Origin of the sequence: Corynebacterium kefirresidentii (assembly GCF_016599755.1) — a bacterium.
Classification (GTDB): Bacteria; Actinomycetota; Actinomycetes; order Mycobacteriales; family Mycobacteriaceae; genus Corynebacterium; species Corynebacterium kefirresidentii.
The window spans coordinates 2,050,893-2,071,023 of record NZ_CP067012.1 but is presented as its reverse complement, the minus strand read 5'-3'; the positions used below and the strand labels follow the sequence as shown (position 1 = coordinate 2,071,023).

Below are 20,131 nucleotides of genomic sequence, written 5' to 3'. Positions count from 1 at the left end.
TCGTGGCATGACGCGAAAAACCATTCTGGACTGCGACCCCGGCCACGATGACGCGGTGGCCCTGCTTCTAGCCATGGGAAACCCCACCATCGAGCTGCTGGGCATTACCACCGTGGGCGGCAACCAGACCTTGGATAAGGTCTCCCATAATGCCCTGGTGGTCAAGGAAATCGCTGGTCACCCGGAGATTCCCGTTTATGCCGGCTGCGACCGCCCACTCGTGCGCCCCGTCGAGGTTGCCGAGGCCATCCACGGCTCCACCGGCATGGACGTGGAAGGTGTCCAACTTCCGGAACCAAGCACCGCGCTTGCCGACGCCCACGCCATCGACTTCATCATCGACACCATCATGTCCCACGAGCCCGGCACCATCACCCTCGTGCCTACTGGGCCGCTAACTAATATTGCGATGGCCGCGCGCAAGGAGCCGCGCATCGTCGAGCGTGTCAAGGAAGTAGTCCTCATGGGCGGCGGCTACCACGAGGGCAATTGGTCCCCAGTCGCCGAGTTCAATATCAAGATCGATCCCGAGGCCGCCCACATCGTCTTTGAAGAGCCTTGGCCTGTAACCATGGTGGGCCTCGACCTCACGCACCAGGCGCTTGCCACCCTGGAGGTCGAAGCAGAAATCAAGGCTTTGGAGACCCCAGTCTCGGAGTTCGTCGTCGGCCTTTTCGGCTTCTTCCGCAAGGCCTACCAGGCCAACCAAGGCTTTGATAACCCGCCGGTCCACGACCCGTGCACCATCGCCTACCTCATCGATCCGGACATCGTTCAGACCCGCAAGGCACCCGTCCACGTCGAACTTGCCGGCGCCCTTACCACTGGCATGACCGTCACCGATCTCCGCGAGCCTGCCGACGCCTCCTGCCACACCCAAGTCGCCACCACCCTCGACCACGCCGGCTTCTGGCGGCTGGTTACCGACGCTCTCAAAAACCTCGCCTAGGCCACCTTCACCCCGCGAGCCAGCCAACTTTCAGCCACGTTATCGCCCCTTAACCCTCAGTTGGGGGGGCATAGCGTGGCTGCTTTCCTTGGCAGAGGCTCCCAACGGATGATTTATGCGAAATCATGTAGTCGCTGAACCAATTCAGCTATTGAGCCATCCTTAATTTTCTGGTGGAAGTTATTTCTGCCGAGATTCGTGGTTACCTTGATGTGCTTCGTCCAAACATCTAGGCCTTGGTCGCAATGACACAGATCGCACCGGTTGTGCCAGGGATGAGAACGGCGCAAAATAGGTCAGCGCTGGGGTTCAGCCTAAACTCGATTAAAACCCCAACCCTAGGAGCCACCATGAAGCAGCACAGTTTCCGCCACGTCGTTGTCATGGGAGTATCAGGCTCGGGCAAGACAACGGTGGGGGAGGCGCTCTCGCCGCTGGTTGGGCTGGAGTATCGCGATGGCGATGATATGCACCCGCAGGCCAATATCGACAAGATGGCGGCGGGGATACCGCTCGATGATGCGGACCGGGAACCGTGGCTGAAGCAGATTGGTCAGTGGTTGGCGGATAGGCCGGATGGTGCGATGGTGGGGTGTAGTGCGTTGAAGCGGAAATACCGGGATCTGATTCGCGAGTATTGCCCGGGCGTGGTGTTTGTCCACGTGCACGGGGATTTTGATGTGCTGTATGAACGCATGCAGCATCGGCCGGGGCACTTTATGCCGGCATCGCTTTTGCAATCGCAATTCGATACCTTGGAGCCGCTGGAAGATGACGAAACCGGCCGGGTCTTTGATGTGACACGGCCGGCGTCGGAAATTGCGGGCGATGCCGCAGCATGGATTAAAGCGGGTACTTAAAGCTGGCGCTAGAAGGCGGCTGCGGCGCCGTACATGACCAGGACTAGGGCGAAGCCGATAACGGAGATGAGCACCTGGTTGACAGTCCAGGTCTTAAGCGTGGTCATGGTGTCCATGCCCATGAGACGGCCGACGAGCCAGAAGCCGGAGTCATTGACATGGGAGCCGAAGACGGAACCGGCGGCGGTTGCAACAACGATAAGAGCGAGCTGGAGCTCGTTGAAGCCACCAGCTTCTACGGCTGGGACCATGAGGGCGGCAGCCGTAGTTAGCGCAACGGTCGCCGAGCCTTGGGCCAGGCGCAGGGCCACGGCGATGAGGTAGCAGGCCAGGATGACGGGGATGCCGAGGCCGGAAAGGGAATCAGCAAGCGCATCGCCAATCCCGGAGGTACGCAACACACCACCGAACATGCCGCCGGCACCGGTGATAAGCACGACCGAGCAGATGGGGCCGAGGGAGGAATCGACAAGCTTTTCCAACGCGGTCTTTTCTACGCCACGGCGCAGGCCCAAGACCACGAGCGCGACGAGGAGGGTAATCAGCAGGGCAATGGGGGTCTGGCCCAGCATGACAAAGAACCGTACCCACGCGGCGTCGGCGTCGATGGTGCCATAGGACGCCAAAGCATTGAGACCGGTGTTAAAGAAGATGAGTACCATCGGGATGAGCAGGATGGAAATCACCGTGGCGGCAGAGGCAGGCTTGTGAGGTTGCTCGTCCTCCGTGAGGAGGGGACCGGCGATGGCATCGGTTACCTTGATGGGGAATTTCTTACCGGAGAGCAGTCCAAAGCGGTAGCCGGAGATATACCAGGTGGGCAGGGCTAGGATGAGTCCGACTAAAAGAACGAGACCCATATCGGCGCCGTAGAATTCGCTGGCTGCAACGGGGCCCGGGTGCGGCGGCAGGTAGACGTGCATGACCGAGAATGCGCCAGCTGCCGGCAGACCGAAGGCAAGGACAGGGCCATTCAAGCGGCGAGCGACGGCGAAGATAACCGGCAGCATCACAATCAGGCCGGCATCGAAGAAAATGGGAAAGCCCATAATGAGCGACGCTAGGCCGAGTGCTAGGGGTGCTTTGGATTCGCCGAAGCGGCGGACCATGGCGTCGGCAAGCGATTTAGCGCCACCGGAAGCCTCCACCAGCCGGCCGATCATGGCGCCCAAGCCTACGAGCAGTGCCACCGAACCTAGGGTGGAGCTAAAGCTCTCTGTCATGGTGGGCACGATTCCGTCGAGGGGAATGCCCGCAGCCAGCGCCGTGAGTGCCGAGACCACCAATAGTGTGAGGAAGGCGTGAAGCTTGAAATAGATGACCAACACCTAAATTACGGCGATGGCGGCCACCGCAATGCCCAGCAGCGGGCCGGTCGACAGGGTGGGTTCCCACGTATCCATGGGCGGACTCCTTTTCTAATGCAAACCTTTGAATAACGGCAACGTTAGCAGCAGCTCTGCTTACCGACGCCCCCTTCCCCTAAATGCGACCAACCCGACACCCCTGCTGGGGTTGGCATATAAAAATTCCCTGGGAGCCAATGAACTGGCCCCAGGGTTTAGTGTTGGATACTGCATCCTGCGGGTTTACGTGGCAGGAAAACGGATTTTAACTGACGGCGGCATTTAGTTTAGACGTTCACCAGTGGTGGTGCTGAACAGATGCACATGGTCTGGGCTGGGAGAAACATAGAAAGTATCGCCCACCGCATAGCGGCTGCGGGCATTGACTAGGATTCCTGTCTGACCGCCCATGCGGGTAGAGGACTTAAGGATGCCATCGGCGGAGCTGCTGCCCGCGGCGCCGTTAAGGTCGCCATAAACGTAGGTCTGGTTACCCAGTTCCTCGATATGCGCGACAGTAAACTTTGCCCCACCGTTGCCGGTATCGCTTAACTGCCAGTCTTCAGGGCGGATGCCCACGGTGACAGTCTCAACGCCATCGAAGTTGTAATTGGCCAAGTTGATGCGGGTAGAGCCGATACGCAGCTCCGAGGAGTTATGGGATAGGTCGTAGATATTCATCGCCGGGGAGCCAATGAAACCGGCGACAAAGACGTTCTGCGGGCGGTCATAAATGGTACGGGTGGTATCCACCTGCTGTAGGACGCCGGCGTTGAGAACTGCGACGCGGTCACCCATGGTCATCGCCTCCGTCTGGTCATGGGTGACGTAGACGGTGGTGGTGCCAAGACGGCGCTGCAGGTTAGAGATCTGCGCGCGGGTGGATACGCGCAGTTTGGCATCCAAGTTGGACAAGGGCTCGTCCATGCAGAATACGGCCGGCTCACGCACGATGGCGCGTCCCATGGCCACGCGCTGGCGCTGGCCGCCGGAAAGATTGGCGGGCTTGCGGTCCAGCAGATCTTCCATCTGCAGGATTTTCGCGGCCGCTTGCACGCGAGACTTAATCTCGCTTTTAGGGACCTTGCGGTTTTCCAGTGCGAAAGACATATTCTGCGCTACGGACATATTGGGGTAGAGCGCATAGTTTTGAAAGACCATGGCTACGTCGCGGTCCGAGGGGCTCACGCCGGTGACGTCCTTACCGCCGATGCGAATGGAGCCGCGGTCGGTGGGTTCGAGGCCGGCGAGCATGCGCAGGCTGGTGGACTTACCGCAGCCGGAGGGGCCGACAAGGACCAAGAATTCGCCATCAGCAATATCGAGGTTGAGGCGGTCAACGGCGGGGCGTTTAGCATCCTTGGAGTAGATGCGGCTTGCGCCATCGAAGGTGACAGTAGCCATGGTTACCTTTCAGAATGTAGTGAGGGGAGGAGGGCGCCTGGGGGAGCCTACTTATTGATGACGGTCTTGACCTGGTTGTCATAAATGGACTGCAGGGTCTTTTGCAGGTCTGTAAGCACCTTGGTGACGTCATCGCGGTTGGTGACAATCTTTTCGAAAGCACCACCAATCTCCTGGTCCGCGCCGGGCAGGAAGACACGGGCATTATCCTGCGGGCGAGTCTCCGGAAGTTGCTTGATGGCGGTTTCGAAGTTCGGGTTTTCTTCCATGAACTTCTTCTGGTCCTTGTTGTCTACCGCGGTGGAGCGCACCGGCATATAGCCCACGTTCTGGGACCAGTAGCAGGTGTTTTCCTCATTGGTGATGAAGTCGATGAGCTTAATTGCAGCCAACTGGCGGTTCTTGCTGATGCCAGCTGGGATGGCAAGGCCAGCACCACCGGTAGGGCAGGCGCCATCGCCAGTAGGGTTAGGCAGGAATGCAGTACCGAGCTCGAATTTAGCGGTATCGGTCAGGCCTGCCAGGTCACCGGTGGACAGCACAGTCGCGGCTGCGCGGCCGGTGCCGAACTCCATGGCCATGTCATTGCCCACGTAGGAGTAGCCCTTCTTTTCATCGGTGATGTCTTTGAGCCACTCGACGGCCTTGATGGTCTTGTCATCGGTGAACTTCAAGTCCCACTCATCGGAGTAGGCACCGCCCTTGGACCACAGTGGGCCTTGGAAGATCCAGCCCAGGTAGTCCACGGCATCGCCCCAGCCAAATGGCTTCATCTTGGAATCGGCCGCGGCGAGCTTCTTGGACCACTCGTCCATCTCATCCCAGGATTTCGGACCGCGGTCTGGCAGACCGGCCTTCTTCCACGCGTCCTTGTTGTAGTAGAACAACGGCGTGGAACGAGCGAAAGGAAGCGCAAAGTGGCCGCCGTCGTAGTTGTAATCCTCGTAGAGTGGCTGCACATAGGTAGACAGGTCGATGCCGGCTTCTTTCGCCAGGTCATCCACGTTGGCGATCTGGCCGTTGATGGCAAAGTTGTACCACCAGACGTCGGAAAGCACCACGATGTCCGGTAGATCTTGGCCGGTGAGCGCGGCGTTGAATTTCTGTGCAGCCTCTTCGTAGTTCTTGCCGGCATCAACGAGGTTGACCTTGATATCAGGATTCTCCTTTTCAAAGCGGGAGATGATTTCCTTCTCAATGTCCTTAGACGTGCCCGGGTGGTTGGACCACCAGGTCAGTTCGGTGACTTCACCATCGCCGCCTTTGTCTTTACCGCCTTGTGGGTTAGTAGAAGAGGTGCCGGCGCAAGCGGCGAGAGTGGTGGCAGATGCGGCTGTGGTAGCAAGGGCGAGGAATGTGCGGCGTAGCATGTAGTTCTCCTGAAAAATCCTGGTTAAGGGGGGAAATAAAGTATGTGGAAACGGCGAGCGTGGGTGGGGTAGAAGTCCTTCTATCCCTTGACGGCGCCAGTGGTCAGGCCTTGAATCATGTACTTTTGCAAGGCTAGGAAGATGATCACCATCGGGATGATGGTGAGGATGGTGGCGGCCATAACCGGACCCCAGTTGGTCACGCCATCGTTGTTTTGCAGCATGGTCAGACCCACCTGCAGTGGGGCAACGTCCTCAGTATCGGCCATGAGGAATGGCCACAGGTAGGTATTCCATTCATTGACCATGGTGATGACGGAAAACGCGGTCAGCGTTGGCCAAGAGACCGGCAGGAGCACCTTGGTAAGCAGGCGGATGGGGCCGGCGCCGTCCATACGGGCGGCTTCCACCAGCTCATAGGGCAGGGATAAAAAGTGGTTGCGCATGAGGAAGGTGCCGAAAGCCACGCCGGCCAGCGGCACGATGATGCCCACGAAGGTATTGCGCCAGCCCAAGGAATTGACCAAGGCGTAGTTAGAAATGACGGTGATTTCGCTGGGCACCATGAGTGAGGAAATGACCAACAAGAACACCAGATGGCGGCCTGGGAAGCGCAGGATGGCCAGCGCATAGGCAGAGATGACACCAAGCACAATCTTGATGATGGACAGCACCGCGGTAATTACTACCGAGTTGCGCAGGTAGGTCCAGAAAGGCACGCGAGTGGTGGCATCGGAGTAATTCTCAGTCTCCCATACCGGCGGCAGCCAGTTGATCGGATCTGTATAAATATCGCCCTTGGCCTTGAAAGAGGTCATGAGGATCCAAAAGAGCGGGAGACCAATAAGGAGCAGTACCGCGAGGATGCCCAAATAGCCGCCTACGAGCTTGGCGCGACGGGTGGTGGGGGATTCATCCGTGACCATGTGAAGGGTTGAAGTAGCCATAGTGGGTTAACCTCGCTTATCCATGATGCGTACCTGGATCAGGGTGATGATGAGCAGGATCAGGAACAAGATGGTGGCGGCAGTCGCACCGTAGCCGGCGCGGAAGTTGACGAAGGTCTCGTTATAAATCTGGAAGACCAACGTCTGCGTGCCATTGCCCTGTGGGCCGCCACGGGTCATGACGTTGATGATGTCGAAGACCTGCACGGAGTTAAGAAGCACCGTGATGGAAAGGAAGAAGGTCGTATTGCGCAGCTGCGGCATGGTCACACGCCAGAATTTGCGCCAGCGTCCGGTGCCGTCGATAGCGGCGGCTTCATCCAGTTCCTTGTCTAGGCCCTGTAGTGCTGCCAAGTAGATGACGAAGGTATAGCCCAAGTTTTTCCACACGAAGGTGAACGTCACCATAAACATCGCCCAGCCTGGCACGGCATAGAAATTCGGGGAGTCGATGCCGAACCAGCCCAGCATGTCCTGGATGAGGCCAAAGTTCGGGTCAAAGACGAATTGGAAGGCGATACCAATGGCCGCGCCAGAGATGGCATAGGGCGCGAAGACCACCGAGCGTGCAAAGTTGCGGCCCTTAATGTTCTGGTTGAGCAGTAATGCCAGCGCTAGACCAATGACCATTGAGCCAATGACCGCAAAGAATGTAAATACCACAGTGTTGAGCACGATGGTCTTCGTATCCTCGCGGCTAAACCACTCCACATAATTGTCCAAGCCTACAAAGGTGGAGGTAGGGCTGGAAATATTCCAATTGAAAAAGGATAGCCGGATATTATCTAGCAGCGGCCGGTAAGTAAATACAGCCAGCAGGATCAGGTTCGGCGCTAAAAGCGCTGCGGCCAGCAGCCATTCCTTGTGGCGATTGCGCGCTGCTTTGCGTAGCAGCGCCGCAGAATCACTGGGGTTTTCCGTGTGGGCGGGACGGGCGATGGTAGTGCCTGAGTTGCCGCCACTGAGAGAGTCTTCCTGAAAGGTCACTCGGTTAATCTAGGGCGGATGGGTGAAGCCCAGATACATGGAAAACAAATAATCGGTGAATTATAAATGTCCGATGGGTTAAAGGTGGATACGTCATCGAACTTTCTGAAAACTCCAGCTCAGAGTGCCATGGCGCCTGTCTCTTTGCCATAAAACTATGGCTGGCATTACAAAAATGCCTTGCTTGCCGACGCCCACCTTTCTCCCGCCCTTCTACACTGGCACCCATATTCCACCGCGATTCCACAAGGAGGAAGCAATGTCTGTCCGCACTGTCTGCAGCAACTATGACTCCGTCAAAGTTTGGCAGGAGCCACTTTATAAGGACCTGCATCAGCACCCGGAGTTATCAATGCAGGAGGAGCGCACGCTTGGCATCATCAAGGGCAAGCTTGCTGACCTCGGGTTTGAACAAGTGGATGTAGGCGGTGGCGTGGTTGGCATCTTAGAAAATGGTGCCGGGCCAACTGTCTTGCTGCGCGCGGATTTTGATGGCCTACCAGTCAAGGAGGACACTGGCCTGGATTATGCCTCCACCGATACCGCCCTTGACTCGGATGGAAACCCCATTTCCGTCATGCACGCCTGCGGTCACGATTCGCACGTGGCCAGCCTGCTGGGCATGGGTGCGCTCATGGCGCAGGCCACCGACCAGTGGTCCGGCACCCTGCAACTAATTTTCCAACCGGGCGAGGAAATCGCTGCCGGTGCCCAGTCCATGGTGGATGACGGTCTGGTAGATAAGGTAGCAACTCCCGATGTTGTCCTAGGCCAACATGTTTTTGCTAGCCAATTTCCTGCTGGCACCGTTGCTCTTGCCGCAGGACCCTTTATGTCCACCGCGGTAAGTCTGGATGTCAAGGTTTATGGCCAAGGCTCGCACGGTTCCATGCCACACCTCAGCGTCGATCCAGTGGTGCTGGCCAGCTCCATTGTGACGCGCCTTCAGACAGTCATTTCCCGCGAACTAAGCCCTTCCGAGTTTGGCGTGTTGACCGTGGGTGCTATCAATGCCGGTTCGAAGGCAAATATCATTCCTTTTGAGGCTAACCTGAAGATCAACGTGCGTGCCTATAGCGAGCAAGTACGCGATAAAATCTCCGGCGCCATCGAGCGCATCGTCAACGCTGAGTGCCAGGCTGCCGGTAGCCCTCAGCCTGCTGAATTTAACTATCACGATGCCTACCCGCTTACCAGCAATGATGACGAGACCACGGCGCGGCTCCAGAAAGCCTTCACATCCTACTTCGGCGCCGACCGCGTTCTTACCGCAGAACCCCTCACAGCCAGTGAGGATTTCTCCACCATTGCGCGTGCCTTTGGGGTTCCCTATTGCTTCTGGGTATTTTCCGGCCGCGAAGAAGGAAAAGATGTTCCCAACCACAGCCCGCACTTCGCCCCACTGCTCCAACCCACATTGCGCACTGGCACCGAAGCACTTGCTGCCGCTGCATTGAGCTATCTGGGCAACGACTAAGCGGGAAACTGTACATGGCCGCACGGCTTTTAAAAGGTGTGTGGCCATTGCTGCTGGCATCCGGGCTGTGGGGGAGTAGTTCATAGCCGCCAGGTCTGGTGAGTTTTCTCTATGCAAGGTTTTCCTGCGTCCACCGTTTCTTAGTGCATTTAACCGGCAGACCCCTAAAACAGCTCCAACGCCCGGGCCTCACTTGGGGCCGCAGGGCGCTGGAACTGGTTCTCTCTATCTCTCTTGCGTTCTCTCAAACGCATGAACTTAAGATAACTTTCTAGCCTGCTACAGGCCTGCGTTTTACCTGTGAGTATTGTGGTAATGGGGTGGAAATCGGCTAATAGACGCGCAAACCTGCCCACGGTGTAAAGGGCGGCGACCTCTAGGCCGATGAAGAACTATTCATAGGGGTGCGGTTCTGCGTAGGATTCTAGGTAAAACTAAAAGTGTGTTCTCGGGCTTCGGTTGGGGTCGAGAAGCCTTTAAATAGGCGCTAAAACCGTGTCAGAGGAGGAGATGTGTCGCAACAATTTGATCCAGAATTGCACCGGCAAATGGGCGTGGAAGCGGATGTTGTCTTGCGGGTGGGAATGCTCCTAATGGGTGCCGGCACTTCTGGTTACCGTGTTTTAAGGGGGATGAAACGCAGTGCGCGTGCTTTGGGGTTTGACCACTTAGATGCCACAGTGGGTTTGACGCAGATTACTTGTACGTTCCACCGCGGGGAATATTTCAGGACAGTGATTGCCCGGCAACATTCTCCTGCGGTTGATGCTTCGCGGATAGAAGCCTTAGAAGACCTGACCCATAATCGGCTCTATGCGGGGATTACTGCCCAAGAATTGGCGGCAAAGCTGGATGGTATTGAGTTTGGAGTCAAAAAACGCTGGAGCGGTTTAGTTCTTTCTTTTGCCGCCGCGATCGCGTGCGCGGCGTTTGCGTATCTTAACTTTTTCCCGCTAGAAGCGGTGGGGTTGGTGGCTCTAGCGGCGTTTGCAGGCCAGTTTGTGCGGTACACGGTTCTCCACCGGCACGTCCATCAAATCGGGGGAGTAATTGCTGGCGGGGCAACGGCAAGTATCGTTTTCTTCCTTTTAACGGAATTTTTTGGTGCGATAGGCTCAGTGGCTCCGAGTGAATTGTCCTCGGGCGTGGTAGCAGCGGTTTTATTCTTGATCCCCGGATTTCCTCTTTTCTCTGCTTTGATCGACATTGCGCGTTTTGATTTGGACGCAGGAATAGTCAGGTTAGGGTACGCCTTCACTGTTATATTTACAGCGACTTTCACGGTCTCGATGGTTAGCTGGTTGACACAACTTACCCCTGATCCGCCCGCCCCTGCACAGGATATGAAGTGGTTTTTGTTGGCGCCGGTCGCAAGTTTTCTGGGAATTGCTGGCTTTGCCTTTCTTTTCAACTCTTCCCGCCGCATGGTTTTGGTCGCAGCGTGTGTCGGAACGGTGGCAAACGAGCTCCGTTTGATCCTCATTCACGCAGGTACAACTATTTTCTTTGCGGCATTCGTGGGAGGACTATTGATTGGGCTGCTAGGTGCGGTTGCTTCTAAAAAGGCGCGCCTTCCTCGTATTACAACGACCGTTCCGGCTGCCGTGATTATGATTCCGGGGGTGACAATGTTTCGAGCAGTGTTTTATTTGAATGACGGTCAAATGGATCAAGCTTTGGCAAACGTTGCGACAGGAATGATGGTGGTTGGTTCTATTGGCGCCGGATTGGTGTTTTCTCGCCTGCTAACTGATAAGGATTGGGCATTGGGCCGACTTATTGATTTTGATAAAAAAATTCCGCAGAAGCCCTCTACAGCATGAAGTTAGGGTCTTAACTGGGAAAACGCCTGTGGCCCCCACTTCCTTTCGGAACTGGGGGCCACAGGCGTCTCTCTCACTGTTTCCATATATCGGCATGTGCCGCCCTGTGGAAACTGCAGGGGGTTCTCTCTATCTCTCTCATATGCGCTCTCTCAAACGCACGATCTCAGTATGGGGCACTGTGCTGTAGTGTCCATGAGGCTCGGCTGTTGGGTGGCTGTTAATGGCTGGGAGGGGATGGATAAGGCGCTGACAAGCGTAACAATTGTGGGGGAGTGCAATATTGGCGCATAAAAGTGACGTACACCATAAGTTGATTCTGTAGGGTTGAGGGCATGCGCGCAGCGGGCCTGCGCCGTTTTCAACTGCTTGTATAGCTACAGAATTGAGGTGAGGAGCATGTCTCCTCTCACTTCCCAACCCCCAGCCAATGATGCCGTGCCGGCACAGGTGGAAGATACAGAAGAAACAAAACGCCAGCATCGCTCGGCCATCAAGGCAGCGTTTATAGGCACCTTCATTGAGTGGTTCGATTACGCAGCCTATATCTATATGTCCGCGATTATCTCCCGAGTCTTTTTCCCGGAGATGGAAGGCCGCCGTGCCCTGATTATGACGTTTGCGCTCTTTGCGCTGTCATTCTTGGTGCGGCCTTTGGGTGGCATCGTATGGGGTCACTTCGGTGATAAACACGGACGCATCCAGACCCTAACGGTCTCCATTGTGATGATGTCCCTGGCTACCGCGTGCATCGGTTTCCTTCCTGGCTATGCCACCATCGGCTTCGCCGCGTCCCTTTTGCTGCTGCTGTGCCGCATGGTGCAGGGTTTTTCGGCAGCCGGTGAGTATGCAGGCGCGGCCACGCACTTGGCCGAGATCGCTCCGGCCGGCAAGCGCGGCATATATTCCGCGGTGGTACCGTCCGCTACGGCTTCCGGCTTGTTGCTGGGCTCGCTCATTGCCTCGTTGCTGACGGGCGTGCTCGACGATGCCGCCTTGGATTCCTGGGGCTGGCGTGTGCCTTTCTTGATTGCGCTGCCTTTGGGCATGTATGGCCTGTGGATTCGCCGTCATACGGAGGAGTCCTCCCACTTTGAGGATCAGGATGAACCGGAAGAATCTCCGTTGCGGGAGGTGCTCAAGTATCCCAAGGCCTTGGCCATTGCCTTTGCTGGTGCGGTGCTCAACGCCATTGGTTTCTACGTCATCTTGACCTACCTGCCCACCTACCTCTCAGAAGAGTTGGGTATGGCCGCAACCCCGGCGTTTATAGCGTCCTCTGTTGCCTCCGCATTTTATGTGGGCTTTGCCTTGCTCACCGGCATGCTTTCGGACCGCCTGGGCCGCCGCACAACCATGCTGTGCGCGGCAGCTTTTATGGGCGTGACTATCATTCCAGCCTTTATGCTTCTCAACGGCGCCGGAATCCTCCTCGTCATTATCATTCAGGTTTGCTTGGGTGGCGTGCTGGCGCTTAACGACGGCGTCCTGCCCTCCTTCCTTTCCGAGCAGTTCCCCACGCACGTGCGTCTATCCGGCTTCGCGCTGACATTTAATACGGCCAATGCTGTCTTTGGCGGTACCGCTCCGATGATTGCCACCTGGCTTATTGATGTCACAGGACTGCAGCTTGCCCCTGCTTTTTATTTGGTGGCTGCGGCGCTGGTGACTGGAACCGCGGTGCTATTCGCGTCGAAAAAGAATAAGCTGCACCAGTAGCGTTTCGCTATAACAGGATAAAACGCCTGCGGCCCTCGGAACCGGAAGGAACCGAGGGCCGCAGGCGTCTCTCTCTACAAGGTGTTTCCATGTATCGGCCTAAGCCGCCCTCTGGAAACTGAGGGGTTCTCTCTATCTCTCTCGTATGCGCTCTCTCAAACGCATGATTAAAGTATGGGGCACGGGGCTGCTACCACAATGGATTGTGCCTGATAGGTCCCTGCTAGTTGCTGAAAGTTTACTGCTAGCCCATTTGTGACTTAGTAGTCATAACTTTCGGCAGTATTTGCATCCGCGCCAATGCGTTGCAGGTGTGTGCGGCGCTTTAAGCGGATGGCCGGGCGGGCTGCCATGCCGAGGCTGCCCAGGAGGTAGAAGACGGTAGCGACCATCGACAAGCCGGCAAGCGTTAGCACCGAGCCGAGGATAAACACCACGGAGATGGCGATATCATTGGCGATGGAAAACGTCTCGTATTTGTTTTTAATTTTGATTTCGTTATTCTGCCCGAGCTTGATTTTTAGGTCGGGGTCCTTTTCCTGTTCTGACATGATGCCTCCCACCTTGCCAGACAGGAAAAGTGCTTGTCGAACCACGTTTTTGTGGGATTATTGGAACATTCCCCAGATAGTGGCAAAGAGCACGATAAAGCCCATGACCGCCACGAAATAGTTGGTCTTTTTGCCGCGGAAGCGGGCTAGGGCGTCCACTCGGTAAATGACCCAGATGGGAAGCAGGTAGGTCATGAAGGCGAAGAAGACGCCGCCCACGACAGAAATCATGTCCAGGATGGAGGGGTTGAAAATTCCTACCAGTGACGTGGCGATGAAGATGAAGAGGTAGGTCCATAGGTCGAGCGTGCGGGCAGACATCTTCTTTGTGGCTTTCGGGGCGGCCAGGTTGAAGAGGTACTGGGTGCCCTCGATGGTGCCAAGGGCATGGCCGAAATAGGAAGAAGCCACTGCACAAATAACCACGATGGGTGCCATGTAGGCCATAAATGGGGTGCCGGTCTCGTTGGCGAAGTAGGAAAGTACCGGCAGGTTCTTGTCATTTGCCTCCTGCATGCCGTCTGCACCCATGGCCAGCGCGCAGGACCAGACAAAGAACATGGTGAAGACGGTTAGCAAGATGGCGGAATTGCGGATAACCTTATCGGATTGTGCGTGGTGGTCCGCGCCGTATTCCTTTTCCATGCCCAGCGAGAATTGGGAGATCGCAGCAACGAAGGAGAAGGAGAACACCAAGACGGGAAGGATAAGGATAATGGCCTTGATAACGCCGCCAGCGGTGTGATCGCCGGCCTCCATGAAGGACCCGAGGTCCCATTGTGGAATGAGGTAGAGCGATACTGCTGCCAGCGCCACGATGAGCGGGTAAACCACGAACTGAGCAATCTTCAACATGATGGCATTGCCAAAGGCAAGTGCCAGCGTCATCAGACCTACGCACAGCGGTGCCAAGATGTAGCGGGAAATTTCCGGCCCGCCTAGCTGGTTGACGATGAAACTATCGACTGTATTGGTAATAGATACGCCGTAAATGAGCACCACCGGGAAGATGGTGAACCAGTAGATAATCGCGAGGATGATGCCGTTGCCCCGGCCAAAGAAGTGAGTGAGTACTGCAAGGACGTCTTCGCCATGCAGCGGCGAATAGCTAATGATCCAGGAGAAAGCACGGTGGGCCAGGTAGGTCATCGGGAAGATGAGCAGGGTGGCTACCAGTAGCGGGACAAAGCCGAAACTGCCGGCGGAAATCGGCAAGAAGAGGATACCTGCGCCCACGGCAGTGCCGAAGAGCGTGATGGTCCACTGGCTATTGACGGCCTTATTGGTAGCTACCTGGCTGCCGCTTGGGGTGTCTGCGCCGCCGGTAGTGGGTGAACTAGCCGGTGAAGCAGGCGCATTCGCAGTCGTGTGAGACATAGAATTTATCCTTCAGTACGTGTGAATGAGCTAACATAAACAATCTATATGAAGGTTTTGGCAAACGAAAGCAAATGTGTGATCTAGATTAAATAAAAGCTAAAGACCGCCGCACCGAGGGTGGTGCAACGGTCTTTGGGAATCTTGCTAAGGCTTGGCAGCTAGTCCGCGATCAGGTTTTCTTCCTTCAAAAAATCGAGTGCCACGGTGGTGTAGTCCTCACCGTCGACGTCGACGCGGGCATTGAGTTCCTGCATCTTTTCGTCGGTAAGCAGCTGTGACAGGGGAGCGAAGAGCTCTTTAATTTCTGGGTGTTCATCTAAAACCTCGGTGCGGATAACCGGGGCAAGGTTGTACTTAGGGAAGAACAGATCAGGGTCCGTCAACACCTGCAGTTGGAGGGCTTTAATGCGGCCATCGGTGGCGAAAACGGAGCCAAAGGTGCATTCTCCCTTGTCTAAGGCGGCATAGACCGCGCCGGAATCCATTTCCTTAATGCGGCTGCGTGGAGGCTCTTTCACCCCATAACTCTTGAGCATGGGAAGGAGTCCATCATTGCGGGCGAGGAATTCGGCATCGGTGCAGAAGGTTTGCTGCTCGGGAGGAAGCTCCTTAATATCCGCGAGCGTCTCTACGTCCGATTCTTGGTGCGTCTTCTCACTTGTAGCCAAGGCGTAGGTATTGTTCATTGGCGCTGGCGGCAGCCACGTTAAGCCATTTTCCTTATCAGCCTTTTCCACGGCTGCGTATTGTTCCCGTGAACCAGGAACGGGATCATCATGGCCCAAATAGGTAATCCATGCGGTACCGGTGTACTCAAACATCGTGTCCATATCGCCTACTTGGAGGGCTTGGCGGGCCGAAGTAGATCCCGGAATATTGGTGAGATCCTTGACGTTGGCACCCGCTGACTGCAGCAAAATGGCTCCAATTTTTCCCAAAATGATCTGCTCGGTGAAGTTCTTTGACCCGATGGAAATGGTCTCGCCTCTCAGATCAATGCCGGCGAGATCGCCTTGCAGTTCGCCGCGGGGAATCAAACCACCTGCAGTACCAAGGCCACAGCCCGCCAGAAAAAGGGTGCCTACCGCGGTGAGTGTTGCCATCAGGCGTTTCATTTGATCATCCCCTTCGGCGTAAAAGCGAGTTCCAATAGTCGGCCCACCCATTCCACGGTGAGCGCTAAGGCTGCGATAAGTACCGCGCCCGAAACAAGGATCGGCGTGCGATAAAGGTTGATTCCAGAGGTGATGAGTCCGCCAAGCCCACCGGCATCGATAAACGTGGCAAACGCACCTGCGCCTACGAGAAGCACCAAAGACGTGCGGACACCGGTCATGATGACCGGCAGCGCAAGCGGAAGCTCTACCTTGGCGAGAACCTGCATGGGGGACATGCTTAGCCCGTGCGCTGCCTCAATGAGCTGCTTGTCGACGCCCCTTAAACCTGCAATGACATTGGCCAGCACCGGCAAGAAGGCATAAAACCACAACCCGAGGATGGCAACCGGAGTGCCGAAGCCGAGCCAAATGGCCAGGAGTACAATGACGCCAACGACCGGAGCTGCCTGACCAATATTGGCGATACCCGTGACCACGGGGGCAAGAAATTGCGTGGACTGTCTCGTGAGCAGAATCCCTAAGGGGATTGCGGCAGCGATAACCAAGAGTGCGGAAATAAGCACGAGCACGAGGTGCTCCCACGCCAAAGCCGCGACGGAATTGAGCTCCAAGGTGCGAGCCTCAATTTCATCAAGATCCGCGGTGGCGTGCCAAATGAGCCATCCGACAACTGCCGCGATGACTAGAACTGGAATACCGAAAATGAGGAGCCGGTTCTCTCCTCCGAGGCGTTTAAGCTTTTCCACTGCTACCTCCTTCACCGCGAGGAGAGTGGGCATCGGAGTTGATCTGACGGATGTAGTCATTGACCGTGTCATAAAGGAGCACGCCTTGGAATTTTCCGCGGCGGGTAACCATGGCGCCGCCGTGGGAGGAAGCAAGCATGGCCGACATGGCGTCGCTAAGCGTAGAACGAGCTTCCACCACAGAGGACAACTCTATAGTCGGATCAGGAATGAACTCAAAGCGGCTGAGCTGGCGTTTGGTGATCCATTCGCGCGGGTGATCGTGCTCGTCCAGGATAACGACAGTCCCTTCTCCGGCGGTATCTAAACGCTCGAGAACGTCTGCAGTCTTCTCGCCGATGCGCCCTATGGGTGGCGACCAAAGCTCAAGTTCATCCGCGCGCCGCAAATTTAGCTGCTTGAGGGCAGAGCCCGAACCGATGAAGTCTTCCACAAAATCATTCGCTGGTGCGGCCAGAATATTTTCCGGCGTATCGTACTGGCTAATCTGCGCGCCGGGTTCAAAAATGAGGATACGGTGGCCCAGCTTGATCGCCTCATCGATATCGTGCGTTACGCACACAACGGTCTTCTTTAGCTCCGATTGGATGTTTACCAGTTCATCCTGCAGGTGCGTGCGCGTAATCGGGTCCACTGCGCCGAAAGGCTCATCCATGAGCACCACTGGGGGATCGGCCGCGAGACCACGCGCTACACCCACACGCTGCTGTTGTCCGCCCGAAAGTTCTCGGGGGAAGCGGTCCCGGTAGATCGAGGGATCCAAGCCCACCATGTCCAAGAGCTCATCGGTGCGCTGTGAGATTTTGTTGTTATTCCATTTCTTGAGCTTTGGCACGAGTGCAATATTGTCTGCGACGGACATGTGGGGAATGAGGCCGCCGCCTTGAATAACATATCCGATGTCTCGGCGCAGCTGGGTGGAATTCTTCTTGGTTACGTCTTCACCGTTAATCCGGATTTCGCCGCTGGTGGGTTCGACCAGGCGGTTAATCATTTTAAGCGAAGTGGTCTTACCACAGCCGGAAGGTCCCACAAATGCCACGAGCTCTCCGGCGGGGATGCGGAAAGACAACTCTTTTACCGCAGGTGATTTCTGTCCTGGGTAAGACTTGGTCACGTGGTCAAAGACGATTTCAGCACCGCTGGTCTCGCTAGCTGAAACCGGACTTGATTGCTTGTTTTGTGTCATGCGGAAATGCCTTTCGGGGTGGTCAGTTTCTGGATGCCGGCAAGAATTGCATCCACGATGAGAGCGATTACCACGACGCCGAATGTGCCGACTAGCGTGTAATTCAGCGCGTTGGTGCCGCCAATTTGGCTAAGGCCGGAATAGATATAGCCGCCGAGGCCTGGTCCAAGTGCATAGGCCGCGATGGCGGCCACGCCCATAGACATCTGGGTTGCCACTCGGATGCCAGTCATGATGATGGGCCATGCCAGTGGCAAGCGGATGCGAAAAAGAATCGCCGCTTTGCTCATGCCTTGTCCGCGAGCAGATTCAATAATGCTGGGGTCCACCGTATGCAGCCCGACAATCGCGTTGCGCAGAATTGGCAAAACTGCATAAAAGACTACGAGAACTACGGAGGGCACTGTGCCGATTCCAAAGAGGGGAATGGCGAGGCCGAGAAGGGCGAGTGAGGGAAGCGTTAGGCCAATGGAGGATAGGGCATTGGCTAGGGCCGCTCCGCGTGGGCGTTGAGCCGCAAAAATAGCTATCACGAGAGCGATTATTAGTGCTACGGCCACGGATTGGATGACCAAGCTGGTGTGCTGATAGCTGCGGAAGAGGATGTCCTGCCAACGCGCAGCAATAAAATCTGTCATTTCATCACCTTAAAGAAAGAAGGAGAGGGTGGGATTGGTGTTTTAGTCTCTATAAAACTCCCTTCGAGAAGGCATGACGTACCGGTCAAGGATACAAAGTTGGAGGTGGGTCGGCCAATGGACAAGAAGAAGGCCGCCGCACCATGGGAGGTGCGGCGGCCTTCTGTTTGAGACGGGCTAGGAAACTATATTCCTAGGGCAGAAGTGAGGTGTTCTTAGAACAGGCCCTCAGCCTTCTTGCCAAAGTCATTCAAGGTGTGCTCGCGGGAATCAACGTTCTGGTCGTTGTACTTGGAGTCATCACCCTTGATGCGGGAGGTCTGGGTTACCTCGATGTTATTGATGAGGCGGCCTTCCTTGGTCTTGCCATCGCCGAAGTCCAGGTTCGCAATGCGAGCCTCCTCGCCAGCGTTAATCGGGTTAGCCAGGGTTACCTCGAAGGAGCGGGTGGAGGTCTTCTCGTTGAAGCCCAGGTCACGGATGTGAGCGCCTTTGGAGGAACGCGGAGTGATGAGGCGGTCAACGCCCTTCGGGCCCTTGGCGGTCTTCACATCAACGCGGAACTGGGTAGCTGGGAACTCGCCGTAGTAGCGCTCGGAGCCAACGTTCTTGGCGCGGACTGCAACGGTGCCTGCGAAGCCAGCGTGCTTAGCGCCGGAAACGGTCATGTAAGGCTCGAGGTCGAGCTTGTGCTTGGAGTCCTTCTTGTCCTCCTTGGCATCAACCTCTTCCTGCTTCTTCTTGTCAGCAGCCTCTTCGTTCTTGCCCTCTGCCTCAGAAACCTTCTCGGCATCTTCCTTGGCGGTGCCCTCGGTGTCCTTGATTACCTCTGCGTCAGCCTCGAGGTTCTTGTCCTCTTGCACAACCTTCGGGTCGTTGACGTCGGTGGTGTTCTGGGCATCCTTGTTAGGAGCGTAGGAATCAGACAGCTTGTCGTACAGCTTGACGCGAACTTCGTTCTTAACCGGCTGCATTGCATTCCAAGCGGTCGGGGTGGACCAGGTGCCGTTTGGCTTGCAGTACTGCTGGGTACCGGTCATGTTCAGCACGCGGAAGCCGTAGGTAGCTTCACCGGTGTGGTTTGGCGGAACGTCGTAAGGTCCGATGGACTGGCCAGCCTCCCAAGACAGGGAGTAGGAGGCGCTAGCACCAATCTTGGTTGCGATCTCGTGGGAGATGCCTGCGGAGCCTTCAGCATTCTTGCCGGAGCCCTTGCCGCCCAGGTTCATGGACGTGGTCTCGGTGCGGTCACCGTTGACGGAAACGGAGATGGACTGGGACTTGGACAGATCCTGCTGCAGCGGGATGTCCTTCTTGGTCTGGTTGGTGGTGGAGATGGTGCCGGCCGGCAGGAAGCGATCGGAAACCTTGTAGACCACGGTGCGGTGGTCCTCCCACGGGTTACATACCGGGCGAGGGTTCAGAACGTTCGCCTTCATGTGGTCGGAACCGTGGGTGGTGTGGATGATGGGCAGATCCGGGTTCAGCGCCGGGGTTTCCGGGTAGGACTCGGTCTGGGTGGTGGCGCCAGCCAGCGGTGCCGCGAATGCGGTGCCGGCGACGATGAGGCCGGCGGTCAAGCCGGTCATGCGACGACGAATCGACATCTAGAACTTCTCCTAATGCA

The 20,131-nt window shown here is 56.3% G+C and carries 16 protein-coding genes and 1 pseudogene; 5 read left to right on the top strand and 12 right to left on the bottom strand.

From position 1 onward, the window contains the following. Positions 1-7: 7 nt before the first annotated feature. A complete protein-coding gene (uriH, locus tag I6I12_RS09925) occupies positions 8-949 on the top strand; it encodes a uridine-preferring nucleoside hydrolase UriH (RefSeq protein ID WP_200288120.1) in 942 nt (313 codons plus the stop codon). A 350-nt stretch (positions 950-1,299) separates the two neighbouring features. Then, positions 1,300-1,809: a gluconokinase gene (locus I6I12_RS09920; RefSeq protein ID WP_200288118.1), complete on the top strand. Its 510-nt coding sequence runs from the start codon at positions 1,300-1,302 to the stop codon at positions 1,807-1,809. A gap of 8 nt (positions 1,810-1,817) precedes the next feature. Here I6I12_RS09920 and I6I12_RS09915 read toward each other — a convergent pair. The 5 genes and pseudogenes from I6I12_RS09915 to I6I12_RS09895 form a co-directional block, all read right to left on the bottom strand. Continuing rightward, a pseudogene (locus I6I12_RS09915) lies at positions 1,818-3,212 on the bottom strand (GntP family permease). Positions 3,213-3,437: 225 nt separating this feature from the next. Further along, on the bottom strand, positions 3,438-4,559 hold the full coding sequence (locus I6I12_RS09910) for an ABC transporter ATP-binding protein (protein ID WP_200288116.1): 1,122 nt from the start codon (positions 4,557-4,559) through the stop codon (positions 3,438-3,440). A gap of 47 nt (positions 4,560-4,606) precedes the next feature. After that, the gene (locus I6I12_RS09905; RefSeq protein WP_049359450.1) at positions 4,607-5,929 is read right to left on the bottom strand and encodes an ABC transporter substrate-binding protein; all 1,323 of its coding nucleotides are present in this window, start codon (positions 5,927-5,929) and stop codon (positions 4,607-4,609) included. An 80-nt stretch (positions 5,930-6,009) separates the two neighbouring features. Beyond that, on the bottom strand, positions 6,010-6,855 hold the full coding sequence (locus tag I6I12_RS09900; protein WP_200289062.1) for a carbohydrate ABC transporter permease: 846 nt from the start codon (positions 6,853-6,855) through the stop codon (positions 6,010-6,012). A 27-nt stretch (positions 6,856-6,882) separates the two neighbouring features. Beyond that, positions 6,883-7,815: a carbohydrate ABC transporter permease gene (locus tag I6I12_RS09895; RefSeq protein WP_200289061.1), complete on the bottom strand. Its 933-nt coding sequence runs from the start codon at positions 7,813-7,815 to the stop codon at positions 6,883-6,885. Between the two features lie 307 nt (positions 7,816-8,122). On the opposite strand from I6I12_RS09895, the gene I6I12_RS09890 reads away from it, so the two are divergent. The 3 genes from I6I12_RS09890 to I6I12_RS09880 all read left to right on the top strand — a co-directional run bounded on the left by I6I12_RS09890 (position 8,123) and on the right by I6I12_RS09880 (position 12,882). Further along, complete coding sequence (locus I6I12_RS09890; RefSeq protein ID WP_200288114.1) at positions 8,123-9,340, top strand: amidohydrolase; 1,218 nt, start codon at positions 8,123-8,125, stop codon at positions 9,338-9,340. Positions 9,341-9,888: 548 nt separating this feature from the next. Next, entirely contained in the window at positions 9,889-11,163 is a 1,275-nt protein-coding gene (locus tag I6I12_RS09885) for a threonine/serine exporter family protein (protein ID WP_200289060.1), read from the top strand. Positions 11,164-11,562: 399 nt separating this feature from the next. Continuing rightward, entirely contained in the window at positions 11,563-12,882 is a 1,320-nt protein-coding gene (locus I6I12_RS09880) for an MFS transporter (RefSeq protein WP_200288112.1), read from the top strand. A gap of 260 nt (positions 12,883-13,142) precedes the next feature. On the opposite strand, the gene I6I12_RS09875 is transcribed toward I6I12_RS09880, so the two are convergent. The 7 genes from I6I12_RS09875 to I6I12_RS09845 all read right to left on the bottom strand — a co-directional run bounded on the left by I6I12_RS09875 (position 13,143) and on the right by I6I12_RS09845 (position 20,111). Then, positions 13,143-13,433: a YrhK family protein gene (locus tag I6I12_RS09875; RefSeq protein WP_234288124.1), complete on the bottom strand. Its 291-nt coding sequence runs from the start codon at positions 13,431-13,433 to the stop codon at positions 13,143-13,145. Positions 13,434-13,490: 57 nt separating this feature from the next. Continuing rightward, positions 13,491-14,810, bottom strand: a complete 1,320-nt coding sequence (locus I6I12_RS09870) for an amino acid permease (RefSeq protein WP_200288108.1) — start codon at positions 14,808-14,810, stop codon at positions 13,491-13,493. A 161-nt stretch (positions 14,811-14,971) separates the two neighbouring features. Next, a complete protein-coding gene (locus I6I12_RS09865) occupies positions 14,972-15,928 on the bottom strand; it encodes a glycine betaine ABC transporter substrate-binding protein (protein ID WP_200288106.1) in 957 nt (318 codons plus the stop codon). Continuing rightward, positions 15,925-16,677: an ABC transporter permease gene (locus tag I6I12_RS09860; protein WP_200288104.1), complete on the bottom strand. Its 753-nt coding sequence runs from the start codon at positions 16,675-16,677 to the stop codon at positions 15,925-15,927. The genes I6I12_RS09865 and I6I12_RS09860 overlap by 4 nt, the downstream gene beginning before the upstream one ends. Next, on the bottom strand, positions 16,664-17,866 hold the full coding sequence (locus I6I12_RS09855) for an ABC transporter ATP-binding protein (protein WP_200288102.1): 1,203 nt from the start codon (positions 17,864-17,866) through the stop codon (positions 16,664-16,666). Before I6I12_RS09855 ends, I6I12_RS09860 begins: the two co-directional genes overlap by 14 nt. Further along, the gene (locus I6I12_RS09850) at positions 17,863-18,504 is read right to left on the bottom strand and encodes an ABC transporter permease (protein ID WP_200288093.1); all 642 of its coding nucleotides are present in this window, start codon (positions 18,502-18,504) and stop codon (positions 17,863-17,865) included. The genes I6I12_RS09855 and I6I12_RS09850 overlap by 4 nt, the downstream gene beginning before the upstream one ends. A gap of 215 nt (positions 18,505-18,719) precedes the next feature. Next, on the bottom strand, positions 18,720-20,111 hold the full coding sequence (locus I6I12_RS09845) for a hypothetical protein (protein WP_200288091.1): 1,392 nt from the start codon (positions 20,109-20,111) through the stop codon (positions 18,720-18,722). Positions 20,112-20,131: the final 20 nt, after the last annotated feature.